Source organism: Paenibacillus sp. strain BS8-2 (assembly GCF_054483835.1).
This window is the reverse complement of record NZ_CM137010.1, coordinates 1,824,574-1,850,251: the sequence shown is the minus strand read 5'-3', so window position 1 is coordinate 1,850,251 and position 25,678 is coordinate 1,824,574. Positions and strand designations below refer to the sequence as shown.

General features: G+C 51.1%; 20 protein-coding genes. 7 read left to right on the top strand and 13 right to left on the bottom strand.

Going from position 1 to position 25,678, the window contains the following annotated elements; all coding sequences use genetic code 11:
* The first annotated feature begins 132 nt into the window (after nt 1-132).
* Entirely contained in the window at nt 133-5,232 is a 5,100-nt protein-coding gene (locus ACX1C1_RS08135) for an AAA family ATPase (RefSeq protein WP_458956600.1), read from the top strand.
* Complete coding sequence (locus ACX1C1_RS08130; protein WP_458956599.1) at nt 5,229-5,873, top strand: response regulator; 645 nt, start codon at nt 5,229-5,231, stop codon at nt 5,871-5,873. Before ACX1C1_RS08135 ends, ACX1C1_RS08130 begins: the two co-directional genes overlap by 4 nt.
* A 553-nt stretch (nt 5,874-6,426) precedes the next feature.
* Here the strand turns inward: ACX1C1_RS08130 and ACX1C1_RS08125 are convergent.
* Nucleotides 6,427-7,437 carry an SGNH/GDSL hydrolase family protein gene (locus tag ACX1C1_RS08125; protein ID WP_458956598.1) on the bottom strand — a complete coding sequence of 337 codons (1,011 nt, stop codon included), beginning with the start codon at nt 7,435-7,437 and terminating at the stop codon, nt 6,427-6,429.
* Nucleotides 7,438-7,669: 232 nt separating this feature from the next.
* Entirely contained in the window at nt 7,670-8,215 is a 546-nt protein-coding gene (locus ACX1C1_RS08120; RefSeq protein ID WP_458956597.1) for a LemA family protein, read from the bottom strand.
* Nucleotides 8,216-8,365: 150 nt separating this feature from the next.
* Between ACX1C1_RS08120 and ACX1C1_RS08115 the strand changes: the two genes are divergently transcribed.
* Both ACX1C1_RS08115 and pepT read left to right on the top strand, forming a co-directional pair.
* Nucleotides 8,366-9,412: a DUF3137 domain-containing protein gene (locus ACX1C1_RS08115; protein WP_458956596.1), complete on the top strand. Its 1,047-nt coding sequence runs from the start codon at nt 8,366-8,368 to the stop codon at nt 9,410-9,412.
* 106 nt (nt 9,413-9,518) lie between these two features.
* On the top strand, nt 9,519-10,751 hold the full coding sequence (gene pepT, locus ACX1C1_RS08110) for a peptidase T (protein WP_458957629.1): 1,233 nt from the start codon (nt 9,519-9,521) through the stop codon (nt 10,749-10,751).
* A gap of 122 nt (nt 10,752-10,873) precedes the next feature.
* Here pepT and ACX1C1_RS08105 read toward each other — a convergent pair whose 3' ends face one another.
* A complete protein-coding gene (locus tag ACX1C1_RS08105; protein ID WP_458956595.1) occupies nt 10,874-11,608 on the bottom strand; it encodes a lysoplasmalogenase in 735 nt (244 codons plus the stop codon).
* Between the two features lie 64 nt (nt 11,609-11,672).
* Nucleotides 11,673-12,290: a sterol desaturase family protein gene (locus ACX1C1_RS08100; protein ID WP_458956594.1), complete on the bottom strand. Its 618-nt coding sequence runs from the start codon at nt 12,288-12,290 to the stop codon at nt 11,673-11,675.
* A gap of 663 nt (nt 12,291-12,953) precedes the next feature.
* Here ACX1C1_RS08100 and ACX1C1_RS08095 point away from each other — a divergent pair.
* A complete protein-coding gene (locus ACX1C1_RS08095; protein ID WP_458955523.1) occupies nt 12,954-14,606 on the top strand; it encodes a transposase in 1,653 nt (550 codons plus the stop codon).
* Between the two features lie 351 nt (nt 14,607-14,957).
* Here ACX1C1_RS08095 and ACX1C1_RS08090 read toward each other — a convergent pair whose 3' ends face one another.
* The 5 genes from ACX1C1_RS08090 to ACX1C1_RS08070 form a co-directional block, all read right to left on the bottom strand.
* Nucleotides 14,958-16,760 (bottom strand): ABC transporter ATP-binding protein, encoded by a 1,803-nt coding sequence (locus ACX1C1_RS08090; RefSeq protein WP_458956593.1) that lies wholly within the window; start codon nt 16,758-16,760, stop codon nt 14,958-14,960.
* 52 nt (nt 16,761-16,812) lie between these two features.
* Nucleotides 16,813-17,838, bottom strand: a complete 1,026-nt coding sequence (locus ACX1C1_RS08085) for an aldolase (RefSeq protein WP_458956592.1) — start codon at nt 17,836-17,838, stop codon at nt 16,813-16,815.
* A 137-nt stretch (nt 17,839-17,975) separates the two neighbouring features.
* Entirely contained in the window at nt 17,976-18,137 is a 162-nt protein-coding gene (locus ACX1C1_RS08080; RefSeq protein ID WP_458956591.1) for a paeninodin family lasso peptide, read from the bottom strand.
* A gap of 354 nt (nt 18,138-18,491) precedes the next feature.
* Nucleotides 18,492-18,863, bottom strand: coding sequence for a DUF4180 domain-containing protein (locus tag ACX1C1_RS08075; RefSeq protein ID WP_458956590.1), 372 nt, complete (start codon nt 18,861-18,863; stop codon nt 18,492-18,494).
* Nucleotides 18,860-19,324, bottom strand: coding sequence for a DUF1284 domain-containing protein (locus ACX1C1_RS08070; protein ID WP_458956589.1), 465 nt, complete (start codon nt 19,322-19,324; stop codon nt 18,860-18,862). Before ACX1C1_RS08070 ends, ACX1C1_RS08075 begins: the two co-directional genes overlap by 4 nt.
* Before the next feature lie 269 nt (nt 19,325-19,593).
* Here ACX1C1_RS08070 and ACX1C1_RS08065 point away from each other — a divergent pair, with 269 nt between their 5' ends.
* Entirely contained in the window at nt 19,594-20,646 is a 1,053-nt protein-coding gene (locus tag ACX1C1_RS08065) for an LLM class flavin-dependent oxidoreductase (RefSeq protein ID WP_458956588.1), read from the top strand.
* Nucleotides 20,647-20,668: 22 nt separating this feature from the next.
* Here ACX1C1_RS08065 and ACX1C1_RS08060 read toward each other — a convergent pair whose 3' ends face one another.
* The 4 genes from ACX1C1_RS08060 to greA form a co-directional block, all read right to left on the bottom strand.
* Nucleotides 20,669-21,532: a TolB family protein gene (locus tag ACX1C1_RS08060; RefSeq protein WP_458956587.1), complete on the bottom strand. Its 864-nt coding sequence runs from the start codon at nt 21,530-21,532 to the stop codon at nt 20,669-20,671.
* A 166-nt stretch (nt 21,533-21,698) separates the two neighbouring features.
* Complete coding sequence (locus tag ACX1C1_RS08055) at nt 21,699-22,754, bottom strand: NAD(P)/FAD-dependent oxidoreductase (protein ID WP_458956586.1); 1,056 nt, start codon at nt 22,752-22,754, stop codon at nt 21,699-21,701.
* A gap of 164 nt (nt 22,755-22,918) precedes the next feature.
* The gene (locus tag ACX1C1_RS08050; protein WP_458956585.1) at nt 22,919-23,203 is read right to left on the bottom strand and encodes an alpha/beta-type small acid-soluble spore protein; all 285 of its coding nucleotides are present in this window, start codon (nt 23,201-23,203) and stop codon (nt 22,919-22,921) included.
* A gap of 89 nt (nt 23,204-23,292) precedes the next feature.
* Entirely contained in the window at nt 23,293-23,772 is a 480-nt protein-coding gene (gene greA, locus ACX1C1_RS08045) for a transcription elongation factor GreA (RefSeq protein ID WP_458956584.1), read from the bottom strand.
* A gap of 529 nt (nt 23,773-24,301) precedes the next feature.
* Here greA and ACX1C1_RS08040 point away from each other — a divergent pair.
* Nucleotides 24,302-25,669, top strand: a complete 1,368-nt coding sequence (locus ACX1C1_RS08040) for an extracellular solute-binding protein (RefSeq protein ID WP_458956583.1) — start codon at nt 24,302-24,304, stop codon at nt 25,667-25,669.
* Nucleotides 25,670-25,678: the final 9 nt, after the last annotated feature.

The following is a 25,678-nucleotide window of genomic DNA, read 5'->3' as shown; positions in this document are numbered from 1 at the left end:
CCATATATTCATTGAAAAAATGAATAGGCTACTATTTATTCTAACCTATTATGGAAACCTTGTGTATGAATGAATTTAAAATTTTGATATGATGGTCAGTAAAACGCAAATTTAGAACGCGAGTAGGTGAGAATGATGCTGGAATTATCGGGGTTTCGAGTTGTCGAGACGCTTGGAAGCAATGAGGAGATTAGTCTGTATCGTGTTAAGCATATAAGAGACGGTCAACGCTTCATCGTGAAGACAACCAGCGAGTTCTATTCGGGCTCCGATATGAAAGCCTCATTCGAGGAGGAATTTGACAGGCTCCGTGAGCTGCGGGGGAAGGGAACGCTGTTCCCCGAACGATTAGAGGTATTGGGCGAGCGCCCCTGCATGTTCCTGCAAGATCCAGGAGGCATGACGCTGGAGCAGCTCATGCAAACGCAAAGGACCTCTTTAAAGCTGGAGCAGCTTATGGAGACGGCGATTTCTGCAGTCGAGTGTGTTCGTCAGCTTCATCGTGAACACATGACGCTGTACGAGCTGTCGCCTATGTTTATGCTCGTCAATGATAGCTTTACAGAAGTACAGCTAATGGATGTTCGTTCCTCTAATGTTGATGGAAGGGAACATACAGCCTCTCGATCAGCGACAAGGCGTTTGGATTCGCTTCTTGCTTATTCAGCGCCGGAGCAAACGGGTAGAACAGGCAGGATGCCTGACCACCGTTCGGACTTCTATGCGCTTGGCGCCATTCTGTACGAATGGTTTGCCGGGAGACCGCCGTTTCTCGCGCAGAATACAATGGATCTGGTCTATCAGCATTTGGCGACACCTCCAGAGCCAATTTCTTATCGAAACAAATCCATCCCCAAGATGGTTTCGGATATTGTATTAAAATGTTTGGAGAAGATGCCGGAAGAGCGATACGCAAGCGCATTTGGCCTAAAGTCAGATCTGGAGGAATGTATGGTCCAGCTGCGTATCTCTGGTAAAGTTCGGACGTTTCCTCTTGCTAATCAGGATATTTCGGAAAGATGGATTGTATCAGGAGGCCTTATCGGAAGACAAGCCGAGCAGCAGGTTCTGCTTCAGGCGTTGCAGAGAACTTGTGATGGAGCGCAGGAGGTCATCTGGGTTAGTGGGAAGTCTGGGGTTGGCAAGACTTCGCTTGTCCGGGAGACGCTTCGCAGCGCGATGCCAGCAGGAGGCTTGTTTATCAGAGTAAAGGCGAATTCGGAGGGGCTTCCTTATGACGTATGGCTGCAGACAGTTGATCAATTAACGGCGCATCTCCTAACGCTAAGCTCCCTGCAAGCGGAAATGTGGAAATTAAAAATAAGGGACGCTGTACAGAACGGCGGAGAGCTTCTCATCAACCATGTTCCTCGCCTAGCGGCACTTATAGGAGCGCAACAGACAGCGGCAACGAGGGAGCTGAATCCGCTGGAAGCAAGGACACGGCTCCATCTTGCCATGAATCGATTCATTCAGCTATTCCTGGGGCAAGGGCAGCCGTTGGTTCTTTTTCTTGACGACTGGCATATGGCGGATGAAGCAGCCACTCAATATTTGCTCGATTTGCTTAAGGATGAGGCCACAAATCATCTGCTGATCGTCGGAGCTTATCGACATCAGGAAGCACGCCATCAGGATAAGCTGCAAGAGCTGTCCCGCCAGCTAGTCGGGCTTGGTACATCGACGGGGCAGATTCAACTGGGCGATTACGATCGCGCGGCTCTAAAGGTGATGTTACAGCCTGTCATGCAAGGGCCTGTTGAGAGGAGCGAGGAGCTGCTTGATGTTCTGCTGCGCAAGACGGAAGGCAACCCCATGCTGCTTCAACAATTCCTGCAGGATATATGGCTGCATGAATTAGTGAGCTTCAATGACCGGAGTCGATTCTGGGAGTGGAATATTCAAGCCATCCTGGAACGGAATGTGCCCGAGCATGCGGCGGCAGAGCTGGCGGACAGGCTTAAGCAGTTGCCCGCCCGCACCATTCATGTACTAAGTCGAGCGGCTTTTCTGGGTAAGCAATTTGATCTGCGTACGCTCTCTGTCATTACGGACATGACTCAGGAGCAGCTGCTAGAATTAGGTCTCCATGCCGAGGTTCGAAGGCTGCTGCAGCCGATTCACATCGTAAACAGGGTTTATGCCTTTCAGCACGATCGGATTAGGAAGTTAGCTTATCAACTGGTTTCTGAGCCAGAGAAAACCCGTTTGCATCTGGAGATTGGAGAGCTTCTGTTCCAACGCTGGAAAGCAGGCGAGGCGGTTACGGTATTCGAGGTGTTAAGTCAATGGAATCAAGCTTTGTCAATGCTTGTCCAGCAAGGAAAGTGGGAAGAGCTGGCGGAGCTGAACCTGCATGCGGGTGTTGAGGCTAAGCAATCTGCCGATTATGAGGCATCGCTTCGTTACTTGCGTCTGGCCACGCAGCTGCTAGAAGCAGAAGGATGGAAGGCATGTTATGGATTAACCTATCAAGCTTATAAAGAACGGGCGGAAGCCGAGTTTCGGAGCGCGAACTTTGCCGAAGCTCAGGAGCTGTTTCACCATATGCTGAACAATGCGGTAACCAATATGGATAAAGCAGCGGCTTGTCTGATGCTCATCCAAATGGAGACCAATCGCGATCGCTTTCATGAAGTTATTACATTAAGTGAGCAGGCATTAGCCTATTTAGGCACTCCTTGCCGCATGAGAACCGATTCGCTCCAATTGCTGCGTCAATGGCTGAGAGTGCACTGGAAGCTTCGCAAGAAACCGGTTGAAGCTCTTGAAGCAGCACCTCCAATGACGGATGAGCGGTACCAAATGGCTATGGCTGTGCTGGATTATGCGAGTCATGCCAATTTCGTGCTGGACAAAAAATGGTGGCTCTCCTCCACTCTTATGCTGCTAGAGTTAACGTTGGATCACGGAATAGCGCCGGAATCTTCTATCGGCTTCGTAAATTACGCCATGGTTCTGGATTTCAAGCAGCATCAGTATGAAGCAGCCTATAAGTGGGGGAAGCTCGCTTGCAAGGTGGCACAGCCGAATCCGAGGCTGCACGCCATCGCTGTCACCGCCTTGTCGGTGTGCTATAACAGCTGGAGACGATACGAGCCTGGTTTATTGCCTATATCCATAGATGATGTCAGCAAAGCCGCGCTTCGGTCCGGGGAGCTCTGGAACGCCAACCAAAGCATGCTGGTCAATTGTGGGCTGCTATTCCAATTCAGTCATCCGCTGAAGGATATTTATCGCAGACTTATCGATTACGCTCCTCATTTGCAACGTAACTCAAATGTTCTGCATAGTAAGCAGGCGGCCATTCTTGCTCGTATGATTCTTGATCTGGCAGGGTATTCGACCGTAAATGATCCGTATGCAGGGGTTGACATTCTAGCGAAATCATTTGCCGAAGCTGTGCCCGGAGACGATACTTATTTCCTCCAGGAGTCCATCTATATCTACCAATACATTACAGGCTATTACTTTGGTGATGTCGAGGGGGCTCATGCGGCGCTTCAAGGCTGTATACAGCTCAATCAATTGCGAGCGGATCATGCGGTCGATACTTCCAGTCATGACTTTTATTATGTGTTGGTGTTGAAAGAAAGATTTGCCTCCAGGGATAAACGCGAGCAGCGGGCGGACTGGAAAGAAATACGTGGATGCTTGAAACGGTTGAAAATCATGGCGAAGCGATCGCCCATTCAGTATCTGCACAAATACTTGCTGGCCCAGGCAGAAGCGGCTTCCATAAGGAAGCAAGATCGATTAGCGGAGACCTTGTACGAGCGTGCCATAGATACGGCCCGCGCCAATGGGTACATTCACGATGCTGGGACGGCAGCGGAATGTTTCGCCAAGCAAGCAATTTCCACAAGGAAGGAACGACTCGCTAAGCTTTATATCAATGAAGCGTATGAGTCGTATCGAAAGTGGGGGGCGCATGCCAAGACGGCGGATATGGAGTCGAAATTCGGCTATCTGTTGAGTCTTAAGAGAGAATCGGAAATACAGTTGGAGAGAATCGATTATCATTCCGTCGTGATGTCCGCTCAAGCTTTGTCTGGTGAGATGGAAATGGACAAGCTACTGGGCATGTTGATGCGTATGATGATGCAAAATGCGGGGGCCGAATACGGTGCGCTGATCTTCGAGGATGAAGAAGGGCGCAAGGTTGAGGCATACGGAACGCCGGAGAAGCTTCATATAGCGTCCATCCCGTGGGAGGAAGCGCATGAGCTTGTTCCTGCGGCAATCGTTGATTACACGGCAAGGACGAAAGAAGAAGTGGTCGTTGACGATGCAGCAGTCAGCGGGCTGTTCGAGCGGAATGATTACATCAAGCACAAGGATCTGAAATCCGTGCTTTGTTTGCCAATTATGAATCAGAATAAACTGTTATGCATGCTTTACTTGGAGAATAATTTGTCGTCAGGGGTATTCACAGAGAAGCGTCTGGACGTGCTGAAGCTGCTCAGCTCCCAATGTGCAATATCGATTGCCAACGCCAAGCTGTATTCGGGCATTCAGTTTCTCAAGAGCAACTTGGAAGAGCAGGTAGAAGAACGTTCGCGCGCGCTGGAGAAATCGATGCAAGCAACCTCCGAAGCGTTGGCCGAAACGACGGTCTACGCGGAGCGAACCCGAATTGCCCAGGAAATTCATGATATTGTCGGTCACACCCTTACCTCTACCGTACTTCAAATTGAAGCGGGGAGAAGGCTTCTGCACAAAGATATGGACAGTGCGGTTGTACGACTGAAGGAAGCGCAAGATCTTGTAAGGCATAGCTTAAGCGAGATTCGTAATTCCGTCCATATGCTGAAGGAGGACAAATACTACGATATCGAAGAGTCTTTAAAGCTGCTTATTCACGATACGGAACGAAATATGGGCGTTGTGATTCACACTTCGATCGCCTCCGCTTCACATTTGTCATTTATGCATAAGAAAGTGATTTACCATGCCCTGCAGGAAGGATTAACGAATGGCATTCGGCATGGAGGCAGCAGCGAGTTTTATTTCCGTCTGGAGGATGACGGACTGCGGATGCAGTTCAGTCTTGCGGACAATGGATCTGGTGCAAGCCGCATTAAGATGGGATTCGGGCTTACCATGATGAGAGATCGTGTCGAGCAGCTGAAGGGTACGCTTCAGATCGATTCCGAGCCTAACAAAGGAAGCCTGCTGCGCATTCAAATGCCGTATCAGCTGCAAGAGAAGGAGAGTGAAAACGCAGGATGATTACCATTGTTATAGCAGATGATCAGATGCTGACGAGAGAAGGCTTGAAGACGATTCTGGATTTGGAAGAGGATATCGAGGTCGTCGGCGTTGCCCGCAACGGTGCAGAAGCTTGTGAGCTTGCGGCCAGACTCCATCCGAAGCTCATTGTAATGGACGTTCAGATGCCGGAGATGGACGGTATTCAAGCATTGAAGCAAATCAAGAAGAGTCTGCCTGAAACGTTTGTCCTTATGCTCTCCACCTTTCTAGATGACAACTACATTGTAGACGGAATGGCACAAGGCGCGAGCGGCTACATGCTGAAGGACATGGACGCGGATAAGATGATCGCTGCGATCCGTGATACCGTATCCGGTCAGTTTATCTTGCCATCAGCGGTAGCAGCCAAGCTTGCGAGCCGCATGATGAAGCTGTCGGTGGAGCAACAAGCTGCGGCAGCCGTCCAATCGAATGTCCAACTGACAGATCGGGAGAAGGAGCTTGCAAGGCTCGTCTTGAAAGGGTATACCAATCGGGAAATTGCCGCTGCTATGTACATTTCCGAGGGCACCGTACGCAATTATATCAGCAATCTCTACAGCAAGCTGGAAGTGATGGACCGTGTGCAGGCGATTGTGCGTCTGCAAACGTTCATGTGAACGTTACGGCCTCATGCTGGAATGTTGGAACCTCTTAAAGTTTCAGAAAGGGGCTGACTCAAAAGCAGGTTTCTCGCTTGAAGAAACAGCTCGCGTAATGAAATTAAGGTAATAACAAAGAGATGGCGGTGCTTAGGGAGTTATTCCCGGCATCGCCATCTCTGGCTTTCGGTCTATTGCTGCTTTCTTGAGCAAATTATGGGCGAGCGAGCGAAAGCCACCCGACCTCAGAGCTTACTTTCGGCAAGCCTCGAAGCAGGAAACGTCGGAATCCCCGATTGTTCTTCGCTTGTCCTTGGGCCTAACTTGCAACTTTTCTTCCAAATGCTGAACAGCCGACTCCACCTTTTCGCTCGTCAGCTCAGATGCTTCGCCAAGCTCAGCCAGATCTAGTCCTGCCTGAACCTGATCCTCCTGTCTTTCCGCCGCTTCAATGGTCGCACTTCCATTTTACCAAGAAACGGTTTTTTTTATTTAATCAATAAGAAAGGGGCTGGCCCTTAGGTCAATTTATGACCTTATGGGACAGCCCCTTATTATTCTGTGCTACCTATTATATAAGCGTTTCCCGTCCGACAGCCGGGCGCACCTCGCCTACGATACGCTCCGAGAATCGAGCGCCCATCAATTTGCACCCTTCTGCATTAGGATGCAGACCATCTGGCAGATGGTCGTTATCGGCTTCTCCGAACCAATCCCTGCCATCCCGGTACGTTAAATAACGATCGCCATGACGCTGCAATATATCCGCCGCCTCCGCAACCTGGTTCCGGTAGTCCTCGACGGTCATGCTGAGCAAATTAGGCCTCGTCTCCCTTTCGGCCGCGTAGATCGGCGACACCAGAATAATCGGCGTCTCAGGTTGTTTCTCCCGGATCGTCTGCACTAGTCCGATGACGGCGGGTAGAAACGTTCGCTTGCTGAGCGTGCTCGCCCCATGTACGTTGATACCCACGCATAAGGTAATGAGATCCGCAGGCAAATCCCGGATTAAACGCGCGACCATTGGCTCCAGTGCACAGTTGCCGGAGAACCCTAAACAAGTCAGGTTGTAGTCCAGCTCCTTGGCTGCAATAGCCGGCCATGTCAGCGTTGGACTTGTAGCGGAACCACAGACGGTGATGGAGCTGCCGTAAGTGACCCATCGCGGTCTGTCATCTGCTGATTGCGGCGATGCCGTACTGCCAGGCTCTATCTCCAATCCCTCAATGGTCATATGACCTTGCTGGGGCAGCCATATCTCTACGTTGCGCATACCGTCAGGCAAGTTCTCCCAGACTGATTCCGTTGTCCCTACCGGCAAATTCACCGTGCCGTGCAGATTACCGTCGACGACACAATCAATTCGCAGGTCTATATCAACCGGATGGAAACGCAGCGCAATCCTGCTCGAATCCGTACGAAATCTCAGTCGAACGCCCGCACAGATTCCCGCTTGCCCATCAATGCCATTGGGAGGGAACAGCTCATATTCCTCATACCGAATGCGCCACGGCTTGACCCCATCTACTTTCTGCTCTACCGACACCGTCCCCGCGAACCATTGCTCCGTTAATTTGATCATTCAATCTCCTCCTATGAAGCCCATTGTGCCGCAAGCACGGCCCTTACTAATTCCCTTGTTTTACCTCATTATACCGACTCCGCATCGCGATCGTATATATGAAAACGATTGAAAATATGATGAATATCTGCAACATTTCCGTTCTCCTGCTTGATTTGCTCTGTTGCTCAGAACAAAATAGAGGAGCCGCAGCTCGTCATCCGAGTTACGGCTCTTCTTGGCATACGTATATCTAGCGTTGCAGCATTTCTTTCATGCTCACATCAGCCTTCTTGGCCTTCTCTACCTCTAGTAGCTGCTGTTCTTTGAAGCCGAACAAACCGGAAATCAAATTCGCCGGGAACGAAGCGATTGCCGTATTAAACGCAACCACATTGGCGTTATATGTACGACGGCCAGCCGACAGCTTCTCTTCGAGATCAGCAGCAGTGTGCTGCAAGTGGAGATAGTTGTCGCCAGCTCGAAGCACGGGATAATCTTCGGCCAACGCCACGATACTGCCGAGCTTCCCGTTCAGCTCGCTCAAAGCCTGCAGACTCTCGCCACTTCCCCCTAAGCCGGCTCTTTGGCGAACAATATCCTTCAGCGTGTTCTCTTCATACTTAGCGTATTCTACGACCGTCTGCGCCACCTTAAGCAACGCGTCGTAACGCTGCTGCATATAGATTTCGATAGCGCCCTGTGTCTCTTTAATCCTGTTTCGCATGCCTAGCAGGCTATTGTACTTCGCTATAATATACAATGCCATCAAGACAACAATAATGATAGCCCAAACCATGAAAGTCACCCCTCATCATCATTTTTCGACAATTTATAGGACAATTGTAGAATGAATGTGGAGGAATAACAAGGGAATTTTGCATATTTCGTCGAATACGTACAACTATTGTCCTAAATAATTTATGTGAAGAAAGAGGGATTCCTGAATATGCTTCCTTCCTATGAAGAAGTGACGAACAATATTTCAGCGCTTAACGCCTGGGAAAGTCTGCGTGAGCACCGAAACCGCAGCATAATCAGACGAGGGTGGCATATTGTCGTCGGACTTGGCATATTAGCGATCGGACTCGGTTTTATTTGGTTCTCATTTGATACCAGTACGACGAGCCCCGGAACTGAAGAGGATGCCGAAGGGGCCTTCTACACGTTTCTTTTCGGCCTGCTTATCGTCATCTGCTCGCCCCTGTATATTCGCCAAGCCTTCGGCAAAGTGCACAAACGCTACAGTCGCTACTATAAGGAGCTAATCGTGCCGCCAGTCGTTGCCAATATGGTTAAGCTGGCCTCCTATCCTCCTGAGCTCAAAGGCAGCCGCTTCGATTGTCGGTATACTATGAACGGCTCCATTCCCAAAAGTGAACTATTGGAAATTCCTATTTTCGAGGTATTGAAGGACGCTAACCTTTATGACGGTGAAGATCTGTTCAAAGGAATTCTTGGTATGACGGACTTCCAGCTGTGTGAGATCCATGCCCAGAAGGAAGAGCGTGACCCTGAGGGCGGGAACATGACTAGAACCACCTTGTATCAGGGGCTTGTGCTTATCGCAGACTTTCACAAGCATTTCGAGGGAACAACCGTTATCCAATCCCGTAAGGGAAAAATAAGCAACTATATGAAGCATGTCGGAGAATTCATGAAAACAATCAGTCATGATTTCGACAAGCAATTCAAGGTCTGGACAACAGACGAGACAACCGCCCGATACTTGCTGCCCGTCGATATGCTGGAGAGATTGTTACAGCTCCGCCTGCGATATCCCAAGAACAGTATTACTATTTGCTTGCACGATGGGAAGCTCACGATCGCTCTCCACTGCGTGGACTACTTTGAGGCCAAGGGTATCAAGAAGCTCGAAAACGATGCAATTCTACACACCTACAACGAAATTCGCTCCATCTTGGAAATTGTGGATTTGCTGAACCTTAATACACGAATCTGGAACAAACAAGGCGTGAAAACCCGCACGAAGTAGATCATACCTTAGCTGTGTCCCGCTTCGCCGCGCTGCATTTCTGCTTGCATCCATTTTGTATTATACTTGGAGCAGAACAGAAACAGGAGCTGAATACCCAATGAGCATGAAACAAGAGCTAATTTCGCGTCTCACTACATACGTGCAAGTAGACACACAATCCGACGAAAACAGCGAGAGCTGTCCATCCACTCCGGGACAACTAACCTTGCTCCGCATGCTGGTGGAGGAACTGAAGCATATCGGCATGCAAGAAGTGACGATGGACGATAACGGCTATGTCATGGCGACGCTGCCGTCTAATACGGACAAGGCAGTGCCAACGATTGGTTTCCTCGCGCATGTCGATACGGCAACCGATATGACAGGTGCGAATGTGCAGCCACAAGTCGTAGATTCATACGATGGCGGCGACATTATCCTGAATGCCGAGCAAGGCATCGTCTTCTCCCCCCGTGAATTCCCGGCATTAGCCGGTCATGTCGGCAAGACGCTGATGACAACCGACGGAACGACGCTGCTTGGGGCGGACGACAAAGCAGGCCTTACGGAAATTATGACTGCAATGGCCTTCTTGATCGCCAATCCAGAAATCAAACACGGCAAGATTCGTGTCGCTTTCACCCCGGACGAAGAAATTGGGCGCGGTGCGCACAAATTCGATGTGACGGCTTTTGGCGCGGATTTTGCATATACGATGGACGGCGGTCCGCTTGGTGAACTGCAATACGAGAGCTTTAACGCTGCGTCTGCCAATGTGACCATCAACGGCAAGAACGTGCATCCAGGCACCGCGAAGGACAAAATGATCAACGCAACCAAGCTGGCCATGGAATTCCATGCTATGCTGCCCGCCTTGGAGGTACCCGAGCATACGGAAGGCTACGAGGGCTTCTACCATTTGAACAACATAGCTGGAGATGTCGAGCAGATGCGTCTTCACTACTTAATCCGCGACCATGACCGCAAGAAATTCGACGATCGCAAAGCAGAGATGACGCGCATCGCCCAGTCGATGCAGGCTCAATATGGCGAGCAACGTATTGTGCTGGAGCTCAAGGATCGGTACTACAATATGGGGGAGAAGATCCAGCCTGCGTTCCATATCGTAGAGACCGCGCGCGAAGCCATGCAGAACCTCGGCATTAAACCGCTAATCGAACCGATTCGTGGTGGCACCGACGGCTCCCAACTCTCCTTCATGGGATTGCCTACTCCGAATCTCTTTACAGGCGGCGAGAATTACCATGGTCGCTACGAATATGTCTGCATCGATACGATGGAGCTAGCGGTGAACACAATCATCGAAATCGTTAAGCTGTACGAAGCAAAAGGATAGGTTGCCGCCGAATTCGATGAACCTCATCAACAAATAACGAACAACGGACAGACACATCCCACACAAATAAAGGAATGGCGATGCTGGGGAAATCCCCATTACATCGCCATTCCTTTTTGTCATTACTTTGTCGTTACTTCGAAACCCCGGGAGCCTCGCCCATTGGCAATACTTGATGCGATCAGGAGCTGTGCTGCAAAGTAAGTCGACATTATGAGTACCCCTGACATCGGCACTTCACCGACAAATTTATTCCACGCTAGGATGGAGTCCGATGCCATAAACAGCAGTGCGCCGCATATTGCAACAACGTTGCGACTCATGATGGCCGTCCAGCCCATTGCTCCGATAACCGCAATGTAGATGACAACGGGAATCCACAAGCCACTCTGACTCTCATCCGCCATAATACTCTCGTAGAAGCGGCTCCCCATTGTAATCGAATAGGCGATGATCATGATCCCGGCTGTGAAGCCGATTGCGAACCCTTCCTGCTTACTCTTGGCCGTTTTCTCCTGACTTTTCGTCGAATTTAGCCATCTCGTCGCCATCGCGGCTACATAGAACAAGTGCCCAATCAGGAACGAGCCCAGTCCGAAAACAAACCAAGGATCGTCCGGCAGCAGTAGCAGCGTATCTCCGCCGATGCTGAATACGAGTCCCGTCACGATCAAACCTCGATATACCGCGCCGTCATTGCCCGTTCCTTTGACTCGCGACGCGAAGGCCAGCCCAATAATGAGCACCATAGGCAGCAGCTTAAACAACCAATTGAGCCACTCGATCCCGAGCGACAGCGTAGCCAGATGAATGATGGCGGAGATACCTATTACCAAAAGAAGTCCATTCTGTTTCACTTTCGTTCCTCCCCCTGTTTCATGTTTATCTAAGGATGCAGCTTAACTCTTCTATACTATAACGTCAGCGTCCTTCCAAATCCTTGACAAAAGCGCTTGTCGGCACCTGTTTCTCATCCTTTAGTGTGCCGAAGAGCGCATCCACGAACGGTGTTGAGACGCCATACCAGTAATTTTCGTTTTTGAAATGATGGAGTAGATGTGTCTTTTTGACCCACTTCCCTAGCTTCGTGCGCGGCTGCATCGGACGATGAGCAACGTAATGTTTCCACTCGTAGACGAGCAGCATGGTGATCAATCCTGCGGCAAAGGCAGCGGACGCATCTGGCAGTCCGGTTACGAGGTAGAAGACCCCAACGAAGACGACGAAGTTAGGCAGGCTGTACCACAATGGCAAAAACAACAGCTTCAGATCATTCGGGTACGTATGATGATCGTAATGTAAGCGCTTGAGTAACTGTAGAAACAAAGGATGACGCGGAGCCTTAAGATGAAAGAAGAACCGATGCGTCAAATATTCGCTGAACATAAATCCGACGAGACCCGCGGCGAAACAGAGCAGGCTCCTTAGGCTAGCTCCATACAGCGAAAGGATCGTCCCAATGATAGCCACAAGCAGCACCAGCATAACCGTGATGTCCGTATGTAGGAAAAAATCTCTATACAACTTCTTATTCGCCATCGCTCGCTCACCCACCGTCCCGCAATATAGTCACACTATGATTGCAACACAGCAGGGCGGAAACTGTCAACTGCGATACGATAAATCGGCGGACCGATCGCGGCTCGGTGCCGCGCATAGCGCCATAGCCCACTTCTGCCGCGCACACACCTGCAGCCCGAAAAAAATCGGGCTACAGCGCCCACCGCGGCCGCGCACTCACCTGCAGCCCGAAAAAATCGGGCTATCGCGCCCACCGCGGCCGCGCACGCACCCGCAGCCCGAAAAAATCGGGCTATCGCGCCCACCGCGGCCTCGCACACACCTGCAGCCCGAAAAAATCGGGCTATCGCGCCCACCGCGGCCGCGCACACATCTGCAGCCCGAAAAAATCGGGCTATCGCGCCCACCGCGGCCGCGCACACACCTGCAGCCCGAAAAAATCGGGCTATCGCGCCCACCGCGGCCGCGCACACACCTGCAGCCCGAAAAAATCGGGCTATCGCGCCCACCGCGGCCGCGCACACATCTGCAGCCCGAAAAAAGAGACTGTCGATTAATTCTAAAGAATCTATAAATAAAAATGGTCAAATTCTATATAAAATAACCTTTTTACTCGATAAATCACCGAATATCTCCCGATTTCGTGGTATAATAGACTTATACTGAGGGGAGAGATTTGTCATGGCAGTCGCGTTTAAACAGTTTGAGCAGCTTTCATTTGCGGATATCGAGGTTTATTCTGTGTTGCCTGAGCATCCCATTTGGAGCAAAGTAGCGGATCTCGTGGACTTTAGCTTCACTGACCGCATTTGTGCTCATCTGTATTCCTCGCGCGGTCCTAGACCCTATGCCCCATCCATCAAATTTAAACTTCACGTTGTCCAGCGCTATTACAACCTTTCGGATCGCGAGATGGAGGAGCGCGTCATTGGCGATCTCTTCATTAAGCGATTTTTAGGCGTTCCGGTCAGCTTTATGGGGTTCGACCACAGTACGATCGGGCTTGATCGCGACCGTCTCGGCTCTGCTTTATTCGATGCCTGTCACCATCACATTCTCGCGCAAGCGAAGCAAAAAGGGCTTTGGGGCGATAACAAGGACATTTGGATTGTGGATTCCTTTATCACGCAGGGCAATGCCGTTTACCGCTCCTCTTATCGCCTCATCAAGCATGCCTTCGTCCGCGTGCTGAACCACCTGAAGCGTGCATATCGGCACTTGTTTGACCGTGCCCAAACGGAGCTTGACTTGCGTCCGTTGACCACAAAGCTTCCTCCCGATGCGACCGCGGAGGATCTCGGTGTTGCGTTTAGTCAATTGATTCTTATGGCTTACGAACTGTTACACTGGTTCGAAAAGGATGCGATCCGCAACCTCTTCTGGTCGTGGTCCCATCCGGAGCGCCGAGTGGATTCTTTAGAGCTTCAAGCGATTCTGTACCAGACTTTAATGGAGAATGTGTACCCGGAAGATCCGAATGATCCCAAGACCCCATTCAAGAAGATCGAGCGTAAAAAGCGGCTGAAAGACCGGATCGGCAGCGCAGTCGATCCAGAGAAGCGAAATGGTTTCAAAAGCAAAACCTTACAGTTCTTTGGCGACAAGGTGCAGGTGGTCATGTCCGAAACCAATGGCATCGTGCTCCATGCGGAACCGATTGCGGGCAATGAGCCCGATGGCGACCGTCTGCAGGAGCTCTTGAACGTTGTGATGGAAGAGCATAACGTCAAACCGGAGTACGTCTTGGGCGATTCAGCGTATGGATACGGGGTACACCGTCAGACGTTGGCTAAAGACGGCATTCAACTTGTGTCGCCGTTAAAATCCATTGGCGTCAATACGAAGGGGCTCATGTCCAGCGACTTATTCCTTTACGACCCCGATGCGGCGTCGGTCACTTGCCCGCAAGGCCAAGTAAATGCTTATATTAACGATATGCGAGAAGACTCAGGCAAACAGTATATATTCAGCAAAGCCCAATGCAAGAGCTGTCCGATCAGATCGGAGTGTACCACGAGCAAAAGGACCGGGAGAACCATTTTCATCAGTGACTATTATGCAGAATTCAAGCAAGCAGGAGCATTTAACGCAACCGATGCGGGAAAGGCACTGCTACAAAAACGCGCGAACATTGAACGGAAATGCAATGAAATGAAAAATCACAATGGGCTAGGCAGAACACGATTACGTTCTCGGGAGAAGCGCCGTATAGACACGAAGCTTGTAGCCGTGGTGACAAATCTGAAGCAAATCGTGAAACACGCGCAGGGTTCGCTTACACTTAGTTTTCAACGTAAGCGAGGCCCTGGCTCACTGTGGCCGATTTACGGTTAAGGGCAGCAAAAGGAACAGAAAAACGGGCTGACTTGACCGAAGTTGGACGTTGAAAGGCATGAAATGCAAAAATTTAACAGAATGATAGTTGAGGGCAAGTCTGGTGACTGTTTAATCGACAGTCTCGAAAATCGGGCTATCGCGCCCGCTTCGGCCGCGCACACACCCTGCAGCCCGAAAAAATCGGGCTATCGCGCCCGCTCGGCGCTGCCTTCGCTCAAACGGGACGTTTGAGCACTTACAAGTAAATTAAATAACTTCTACTAGATTGATGCGGATGTACTCCCCCATCTTCATTCAGCAGCCTGTTCGCTCCTCATCCGGCTCCTCCTACACCCTAGGCAGATGCACTTACGCCTGGACGACCAGCTCCTGCTGGCCCAGCAGCCTGCCGAACAGGCTGCGACGATCTTGCGCCAGCTCCGCGTACCGTCCGCTCTGCACGATCTCCCCCTGGTCGACCACGATAACCTGGTCGGCGCAGCGAATAGTGGACAACCGATGCGCAATGACGATGACGGACATACGGTCGCGCAAGCGTTCCAGCGTCTCCTGTACATGTCGCTCCGTCTCCGTGTCAAGCGCGCTGGTTGCTTCGTCGAGGATGAGGATGGAAGGTTCTCTTAACAACGCCCGCGCAAGCACCAGTCGCTGCTTCTCCCCGCCGGAGAGCCGCACGCCCTTGTCGCCGATAGGCGTGTCCAGTCCCAGCGGCAGCTTGCGGACGACATGGTCGGCGCAGGCCAGCTTAAGCGCGTCCCACAGCTGCTCATCCGATGCTTCCGGCTCCATCATGAGCAGGTTGTCGCGGACACTGCCGCTGAAGAGGAACGGCTCTTGCGGCACATAACTGACAGACCGTCTGAGCGGCAGCACATGCCCCTCCATCAACGGCATACCGTCAAGCCTCAGCTCGCCCCGCTCCGGTCGGTTAAGCCCCATTAATACATCAGCCATCGTCGTCTTGCCTGCTCCGGAAGGACCTACAATCGCCGTCATGCCCTTTGCCGGAATTCGCACATCGACATTCCGCAGCGCATAAATCTCCTTCTGCCTATCATACCGAAACCACACACCACGCAGCTCTAAGCCTTGCGCGAGCTTGATCGGGCGTGTATCTCGGAAGCTGGCATCGCGCAGCTCAATGGATCGCTCGCAATCGTGTTGCAGCTCGAGCAACGCCTCGAACGAAGGGATCATATTCGACAGATTCTCCAGCTTGGACTGGATGCGAGTCACAACCGGCCATAACCGCGAGAACAGCAGTACAACTAGCAGCAGCTCAGCAGGCTTCGATTGAAATAGCTGGACAAGCGTATACACCGCTGCGGCTAGCAGCACAGTCGACACGATGCCATAGAGCAGCTGGGAATTGGTTTTCAGCCGCGTAAACTCGACTGCATTATGCTCGGCTTGCCGGCATACGTCGCTCATCCAGTCCGCGTGCGTACCTTCGAGCGTATTGCTTTTGATCTCCTTGATTCCGTTGAGATGATCCGTAATACCGGCTACATACGTCTTGGATAACAGCAGATTCTGCTCGCCGAACTCCGCCGCCCGGCGGGTGTAATATCGTGAACATAACAGCAATACAACGCCAGCACCGAGAATACCCGCCGTCAACCAAGGAGAAAGCAGGAACGCCAGCACGATTTTGACCGAAGCAAAAATAAGCGACGACCCAAATTGAAAGTAAGAGCTGATTCCGCTCTTTACCTGCGCGATTTCCGTCGTCATGATTTTGACAATGTCCGACTTGCGATGACGAATGAAGAAGTTCCAATCGGCTCTGAGCAGCCCTTTGTACGTATCCTCACGGAGCTTGCGGATAAAGCCTTGCTGGATTTTTTTGTTCAGAATCGTCTGATGCCGGTTGAACAAGCTTTGGGCCACGCTAATGAGCACGTACGCAATCAGGATCAGCGTTAAGCTTTGTGTCTTCGGCACGCCCTCGAACAAGCCAAACAGCCAGCCTACATACGGGATGCTGGAGCTGTCGAAGTCCACGAGACCCGTAATGCTGAGGAGAGGCAGAATGAGGAGCAGACCCATCGATTGAAGGAGCCCTACGAGCAGCAGTGCGAGGGAGTTAAGCCACAAGATCGGGCCCGCATATTGATACACCCTCTTGGAGAATCCAAATATAAGTCTCATACGTAATCGCGTCCTTCCAGCCCTTCTAGCGATAACGAATTAGCCGTCCTGCTCATGACGCATTCACTTGCTCTAAAGCGACACCGCCAAGCACAAGCTCCATCAGTTCCGGCACAGAGTATTGATCACGCGGCCGCCCAAGCTGCAGCATGTCCGTCCGGTTCGCCAAGCTCGTCATACTCTGAAAATGCCATCCCAATAAACCGAGCGGCTCAATCAAAGAACGATGGAAGGTATGAAGCGCCAACGCGCGCAGCCGATCCGTCCCTTCGAGGGTGATAAGCGTTGCCCTTTCCTCCTGCTTAACAAGCTCAATAATACCAGCCAGCGGCATGGGAGCATGAGTGAATCTCGTCACCGGGACCGCATATTTCGTGCGGATGCCTTCCGCTTCCTCGGAGGGACGAGCCTCTCTTTCGTACACCGTACGGAGCCCCTCGCTGCTCACACCTAGACCACTTAGACTTTCTTGCCACAGCTTCTGCTCGGGGAGTGCTGGCCATACAAACACGGGCTCTTTCTCATTACTTGGCAAAATAACAGGAATGATATCGTCGCTCACGAAAGAATAACCTCCATCCAGCATTGCTTTGGCAAGCGTAGATTTACCTGCGCCCGAGCTGCCAATGAGTGCATAAGCAAAGCCATCCTTGGCCACCGCGCTGCCATGAAGAGGCAATATATTGCGTTGCAGGAGCAGGATCGCCATGCAGTATCCATCCAGGAATAAGCGAATACGCTCCAACTGAGCTCCCTCTTCCGGACTTACAACGACTCGATCTCCCGCTTCCACCATATAAACTGCCGTATGTTTAATACGGAAGAGTACTTTATTATCCAAGATAACAAACGCATCACCAGGAGCGGATTTCTCCTCCCACATTGCACCTAGCTGCCCCCATTCGACTCGAACATCTGCTACGCCAATAGCCGCTTCTGCCGGTCTTGCGCCGGGAAACGGTATCTCAGATATAATGTTGAATCCAAAAGCCTGGTACGCGAAGACATTGTCATGCTCATGCTCTTCGATATTGCCATTGCAGGCGCCATGTACTTCCCCGATGTCTTCTCCGATCATGAGAATACCTCCGTTATATGATTAAAATTGTTCTATATTGAGAACTCTTATCTACACGATATTCAACGAAAAAGCCCTGACCCTTTGCGATGAGGGATAAGGGCTTTACGATTATTATGATTCAAATATTGGCTTTACTAGCTACCGAAACCAATGCTTTCAGAACCCGATCCTGATCCGGAGCCGGAGCCAGATCCCGAACCCGATCCACCCTTCCCCTTACCTTTTCCTTTACCTCCTGCTGTCATCTGGATATCAAGCGTTTCCAACTTCGGTGCTGTCCATTGTTTTTTGTCCAAACGTAACACCTCCCTCGGTTTATGTAACTTAACCAAGAACATGTCGGCAGCCCGTGACGACTAATTTCTCCGAAACCAGTTGTTCTTAATCAAGAACGATACAACCTCATCTTAAGATGGTCTTAACAAATTGTCAATGAAAGATTAAAATTTCCTTAATTTTTGTAACAGCCTAGCACTTTATAACCATAATGGACTCGGGAGTTTGAGCTGAACGAGTATGGAACGGCGGTTTTTCTATCGAAGCAGCAGGAATGCGGATAGAGTATCCATCATATTCTGCGATGCGTGTTACAGGGGGAGAACTAGCAAGAGGAGGAGGCCAACGCAGCAAAAAAAAGCCGCAACACGGCGTTATTTCACGTCATGCAGCGCGGCTAAGCCCGTCTCTTCGTCCGGCATGAAAAACACTTGTTTTCCATGATTACTTTCGTAGATAAAGTCCTTTAAACTAGAGCTGGTGTAGACACCAAAGTCGCCGACAATAGCAAGCTTCACTTTGTAATTCGTATATTTCTGCAGGACATCCCCTGCTAATTTCGTTTTGAGATCAAAAAAGGATTCGATGAATAACGACTTGTCTAACAGCAATTTGTTGCAGCCGTCTGTCTCGTAGCTCACCGTCGCCATAAGATCCAGCGCATCCTGCACATCCCGAATGAGTACTTCCCCGCTCTCGATAACGGCTACCTTGGACTCGCCTCGTGCATCTATACGTATGTTCATGTTTTCCCTCCTGCTTCGTTTGTATTCGGCAGCGGGCGTAATGCCCGCGAACCATGAATATGTGCCACGCCTTCCTTACACAGGCCATACGGTTCCCACCGGCAGTCTGAGCATAATAGGCGAATATCCTCAGGTTTCACTCGTGTCGCTACTCGCTCCAGAATCCCGCTCCAACTAGACTGCTCGCCAATAGCCATCCCCGTCACTGACAAGATGTCACGATCCTTGCGGAATACCGAGTCATTGCGACAATGGGCATGCTGATCCGTCGGAAACGCGCGGCAAATGTCATCCGGTCCGTCTATAACCTCGATCTCTGTCGCCGGATTAAGCCGTAGTCTCTCGTAGATTTCTGTCATGTTCGTGCAGAATCCGTCGGAATATCCCTTCCCTCGATATCCAAGCAAACATAGGAGATGATGCCCTCTAAGCTTGATCGGGTGTATGCCGTTCACCTCCATCTAATATGGACAATCACAACCATTATAATCATAATCCCCGGCAACGACCGTCATGCCTGCCTGCGGATTAAATTCTATAATAACAATGGACGTTTCCTACGTCTATCCTGCTTTTCGGCTTTTCAGATCAACTGGGCTTTTCCGCCAATACTAGCAATCCCACGTTAAGCCTACACTATAATACCAGTACATTATTCACTTACTATTGTTGAGAAACACTATATTCTATAGTAGAATATCATTATAAGAATACAAGGAGGCGTACAGCAATGACGATAGAGAAAAAAATGGAGATCGGCATCAGCACATTCCTGGAATCCGGAGAGAATCCCAGCCATGCCGCCCAGCGGCTTCGCGACGCGGTGGAAGAGATGGTGCTGGCCGACCAGGTCGGCCTGGATGTATACGGTATCGGCGAGCATCATCGCCCCGAGTATGCCGCTTCATCCCCTGCCGTTGTCCTAGCGGCAGCCGCAGCGACTACCAAGCATATCCGGCTATCCAGCGCCGTAACCGTCTTGTCGTCCGATGACCCCGTGCGTGTCTATCAGGATTTCGCCACGCTTGACGGATTGTCGAACGGCAGAGCGGAAATTATGGCGGGTCGCGGCTCGTTCATCGAGTCGTTCCCGCTGTTCGGCTATAACCTGGACGACTACGACGCGCTGTACGAAGAGAAACTAGAGCTGCTGCTCGCCATCACCAAATCGGAGAAAGTAAGCTGGCGCGGCGGACATCGCCCTGCCTTTGACAACCTCGGCATCTATCCGCGTGCCGTGCAGGATCCGCTCCCCGTCTGGATCGCCAGCGGCGGCAATCCCGAGTCGGCAATCCGCGCCGGCATGTTAGGTCTGCCGATCGTATTCGCCATCATCGGCGGCATGCCAGAGCGGTTCGCTCCGCTTGTGGATCTATACAAACGGGCAGCGATCCAAGCTGGTCACGATCCGCGCAAGCTGCAGATCGCCACGCACTCACACGGCTTCATCAGTGACACGACGGATGGCGCAGCCGACCTGTTCTTCCCTGCAACGCAGGCGCAGATGAATAAGATCGGTCGCGAGCGTGGATGGCCGTCGTACGATCGCGCAGCTTTCGACGCTTCCCGCACATTACGCGGGGCGCTGTATGTAGGAGATCCCGAATTCGTTGCAGAGAAGATCGTCCTGCTGCGCAAAAATCTCGGGCTTACTCGTTTCTTCCTGCACATCGACGTCAGCTCACTCCCGCATCGTGAGGTGCTCAAGACGATCGAGCTCCTTGGCACCAAGGTTGCGCCGATCGTTCATAAGGAGCTTGCAAGAATCGAAGCTCAGGCGTAAATCAAACCTCTCGTCCGCATACTTAGCGGATCGGGAGGTTTTTTGCTTCAACCAGCTCATAACTGACGAATGCAATCCGCTTGCTATCCGGCGACCAAGAATTGACGTTAATCGTGCCTTGCCCGCCGAACAGCTTAGCCAGCACACGATACGCTCCGCCCTGTGCCGACATGGCTCGCAATTCGACATGTTTGTTCGCGGGATGATCGCCTGCCGCCACGTCACTCTTGCGATATGCCAAATAGACGATTGTCTCGCCATCCGGCGACACATGGGGGAACCAGCTGTTGCTTTCGTCCGCTGTCATCTGTATCTGCTCGGAGCCATCCGCTCTCATTCGCCACACCTGCATGGTGCCGGTGCGCACGGAATTAAACCAAATATGCTCCCCATCAGGCGAATACTCCGGTCCATCGTCGAGGCCTATCGTGTCGGTTAAGCGAACCTCGTCCCCGCCCTCAGCCGGAATGACGTAAATATCGTACTGACCGTTCCGTTCGGCGCAATAAGCAAGCATACGTCCGTCAGGCGACCAACCATGCAAGTAGCTCGGACCGTTCGGCGTAACCAAGACAGGCTCTCCGCCAGCTCTTGGAAATATATAAATGCGAGACAAACCATCCTCCTGCGCATGATGGCTGACGGCAATCCTTGTATGGTCAGGTGAGAGCACATGATCATTGTTGCAGCGGTTCGCGTATCCGGAATCCAGCTTGCGATTATTGCCCGTCTCGATATCGTATTCGTATAACAATCCCTCGCTGTTATAGATCAGCTTGCCATCGTTCGTCCAGTTAGGCGCTTCGATCAGCTTGTCGAATATCTCCAGCACGGCGCGCTCGCCAGATGCTACATCCATCGTCTCCAAATAACTTCTGACCTTCATCTCCTCGAATTCCCTCCCACTCTTCTTCACTTTCATCAGGCATAAGTACCTTCAGTATAGAAAAAGAACCTTAGCAGAGCAATTCTCAGCGGAGAAATCGCTTGGACGGTACATACCAAATAGGCGCTCCATTCAGCGGAGCGCCTCTAACGTCACAATACTCTTATTATTTGGTCGCAAACATCGCTTTCTTAAGCTCTTGGTTACGCTCGGCGAATACATCGTTGTGAGAGGATACCATCCCGTAAGCTTTCGCCTCCGGCGTGATGAATTGCTTCGCTTTGTTAACGGCATTGGCCGCGTCATGGAAGGCGCCTGCGATGAGATGCAGCTTGCCGTCATGGGCCAATATATCGCCTGCGGCATACAATCCCGGTACCGACGTCTCGCTGGAGGACGAACCTTCGATGCCCCATTCCTTGTGCATCTGGATCTGCACTTCGCTCTTCTGAAGCAGATCAGAATCCCGTTCGAAGCCATGGTTAATGATCACTTCATCCACCGGCAGCTCGATCTCGGTGTCGTCTTCGTGATTCTTGATCATGACGGAACCGATCGCATCATGTGTCGGCGTCGCAATCAGCTTGCCGATCGAGGTGTTGAGCAGAACGCCAACAGAGCTCTTCATGAGCTTCGACACTTCCGCTTCATGTCCTTTCAATGTATCCTTGCGGTAGGTCAGATACACCTTCTTGGCGATTGGCTCGAGCTCGTTGGCCCAGTCGATTGCAGCGTTGCCTCCGCCGGAGATGAGTACCACCTTGTCTCTAAAGCGCCCCATCGACTTCACCGTGTAATGGAGATTGGATACCTCGAAGCGGTCAGCGCCTTCGATATCCAGCTTGGTAGGCTTCAAGATGCCACCACCAACGGCCAGAATCACCGTGCGCGAATAATGTTGTTGTCCCGATGATGTATGCAGAACAAATAAATCCTCTTCGTTCTTGGAGATGGTCGTTACCTTCTCGCCCGTCACGACTTCCGGGGCGAAGGTCAATCCTTGCTGCACCAGTTGGTCGATCAGCTGCTCGCCCGTTACTGGCGTCAGACCTCCGATATCCCAGATCATCTTCTCTGGATATACATGCACCTTGCCTCCAAGATGAGGCTGGAATTCTATAATCTTGACCTTCATTTCGCGAAGACCCGCATAGAACGCCGAATACAGCCCTGCCGGCCCGCCTCCGATTACCGTTACGTCAAACACTTCATCTATCGTCATTTGGTAACACTCCCAACCCAAAATGATTTTCTTATATCCTATTACAAGAATCGTACCACAATTCTTTGAGAATGAAAATCATTACTGAGGTTTGGACACAAAAAAGCCAGAATTCGTCAGCTCCACGACTCTGGCTATCCATTCTATGGTAACAACGATGGTTGTTACGTCTGAGTACCACCCTTGGACAATTGATCCTGCGCCATCCGTACCAGCTCTTTGACCATCGAACCGCCGATACGCCCGCCGATGTGGCCAGCCTGCTCGGTAGTCAAGTTGCCATTGCCTTGCGGTTGCAACGGTATCCCTAACTCCTTCGCCACTTCGAACTTTACGTTGTCTGGACGATTCGCATCGACCTGATATCCTTCGCGCTTCATCACTTCCGCCTTAAACGTCTGCATCCCCTGCGCGGCTCCGGGCACCGCATACTTGCGCCTTCTGGACATCTTGGATCGCTCCTTCGCATCATTTAGGAGTATAATGCCCGATAGGAAGCCGGCTGATGCAAGATGATGCATTCGCGTTCAGGAACTCGTTACCCCGCTTTGATCTCCAATAGTTCATATTCAATAATGCCAACAGGAGCGTTGACTTGAATTTTGTCGCCAACCTTCTTGCCCATCAATTCCTTGCCTAGCGGACTCTCATACGAAATTTTATTATTCGCCACATCGGCTTCGGCAGGTCCGACCACTTGATATTCGATTTTCTCGCTAAACTCGATATCGTTAAGAACGACAGTCGAACCAATGCTCACTTGACTGGAGCTAATGCTGCTAGCATCCACAACTCGCGCAATTTTGAGCATACGTTCCAGTTGCAGAATACGCGTCTCCATAAATGCCTGGTCGTCCTTGGCGGAATGGTATTCACTGTTTTCCTTAAGGTCGCCGTAGCTAATCGCCACCTTCAACCGCTGAGAAAGCTCCTTCCGCTTAACCGTCTTAAGCTCGTCGAGCTCATCTTCGATTTTCTTCAGCCCGTCCGGCGTCAGAATCAATTCTTCCTTGCTCATATCGCAGCCTCCGCTTCCTGATCTATTTGTTCTGCCTGACCTAATTGACTTGTTGAACACTTTTCCGAACCAGATAACTCGATCAGTCTATTCTATAGTGTATCACACTCTCGGGCAAAGGACGTAGAAAGGAAACTTCCCGCACAACCCTTATGGCTGCGGGTACCATATTGTCACTTACGCAACACCTTTTGTATAAAGTGCCCAAATCATATTTACACACTCCAAAATCCGTGCTATGATTTACCTGTTCTCAATATACAAAAAAAAGTATATTAACGTGACGGTTATAAACATCACGTTTCCAGCATGCCGAGCCTATGGTTCGGCCGTCCATTTCGTATAATATACAATTTTTTGTACATTACTTTCGGATCAGCCGTTCATTACATGAGAGGAGTGATGTTTGGCAGGGCTGCAAGGAATCCCGCATCGAATAGCAACAAGAATTCACCCGCAACAGGCGTACGGAGATGAAAGCTTGGTTGGCATGAAGTGATTCTATTAACCCAGGGGAGCTGTTCAAAAGATGAAAAAATGGTTAACGCTCACAAGTATTGCAGCAATGACAACGGTAGCGATTACTGGCTGTGCCGGTGACAACGGCAATAACGGCGGTACGAACGAAGAACAAGCATCCGCGACTTCGGCTGCGACTGAGAAACCAGCAGCTACTGAGAAAGCAGAGAAGTTCACGATGACGCTCCGCCACATCCATATTCGCGATACAGCCAAGCCTACACTCGCATTGCTCGAAGAAGTGGTGAAGAAGACAGAAGAGGAAGTACCGGGTCTGTCCGTCTCGCTCGACGGCGTTGAGGATACCGTTAACCGTAACGTGAAGCTGAAGGCCGAGATGACAAGCGGCACGCAGCCTCCCATCTTCAACCTTTTCGGCGGTGCGGATACTCAAGGGTATTCGAAAGCAGGACGTTTGCTCCCGCTTAATGCCATCATGGCAGAGCTCGGCATCAAGGATTCCTTCTTCGATCTTCGTGAGTTCACGGTAGATGGAGAAGTATACGGCTTGCCGGAATCCGGATACATCGAAGGGTTCTTCTATAACAAAAAGCTATTCGAAGAAGCAGGCGCAGCTGTGCCGACGACGTGGGATGAACTGCTCTCCGCGATGGAGAAGCTGAAGGCCAAAGGGATCACTCCACTTGCGATGGGCGCAGGCGGAGGCGACGCTTGGGTAGCGAACATGCTCGTGAACAACCTGTTCGTCGCGCTCGGCGGACCAGCGCTGCAAGAAGGATTCGCAACCGGCGCAACGAAGTGGACAGATCCGGCCATTATTGAAACATTCAAACGTATCGAGGATCTTGTGAAGAAAGAATACATCGATCCGAACGCACTAGGTCTAGGATTCGCAGAAGGCCAAGCGAACTTCTACACGGGCAAGGCCGCTATGTTGTTCGACGGCAGCTGGGCCGTTAACGCCATTACTGGCGAAACGTCGGTCGTGAAGGATGATGCCGGCTTCTTCCGCTTCCCTGATGTAGGCGGAGCAGGCGATGGCTACATCAACGGCGGCTGGTCCAACGGCTACGGCTTCTCGGCAGACCTGAAGGACAATGAGCTGCAAGCGGTTAAGACGTTCATCAAGAACTTCTACACGGTCGAGAACCAAACACGCACATTAGTTGAAACCAATCAAATCCCTGCGATGAAGGGCGTAGCAAATGTGGATGGAGCAAGCGCGCTAATTACTTCGATCGGCGAACAACAAGGCAGTGCCAAAGGCGCTTACCCTGCCTTCGACGCATTGGTGCAAGCTGATGTGAAGATTCAACTGGAGACGCTTGTGCAAGAGCTGCTTGGCGGTCAAGTCACGCCGGCAGCCGCTGCTGCGAAGATGCAAGAAGTACAGGACAGCTCAAACGCCAAAGGTTAATCCCGCCTC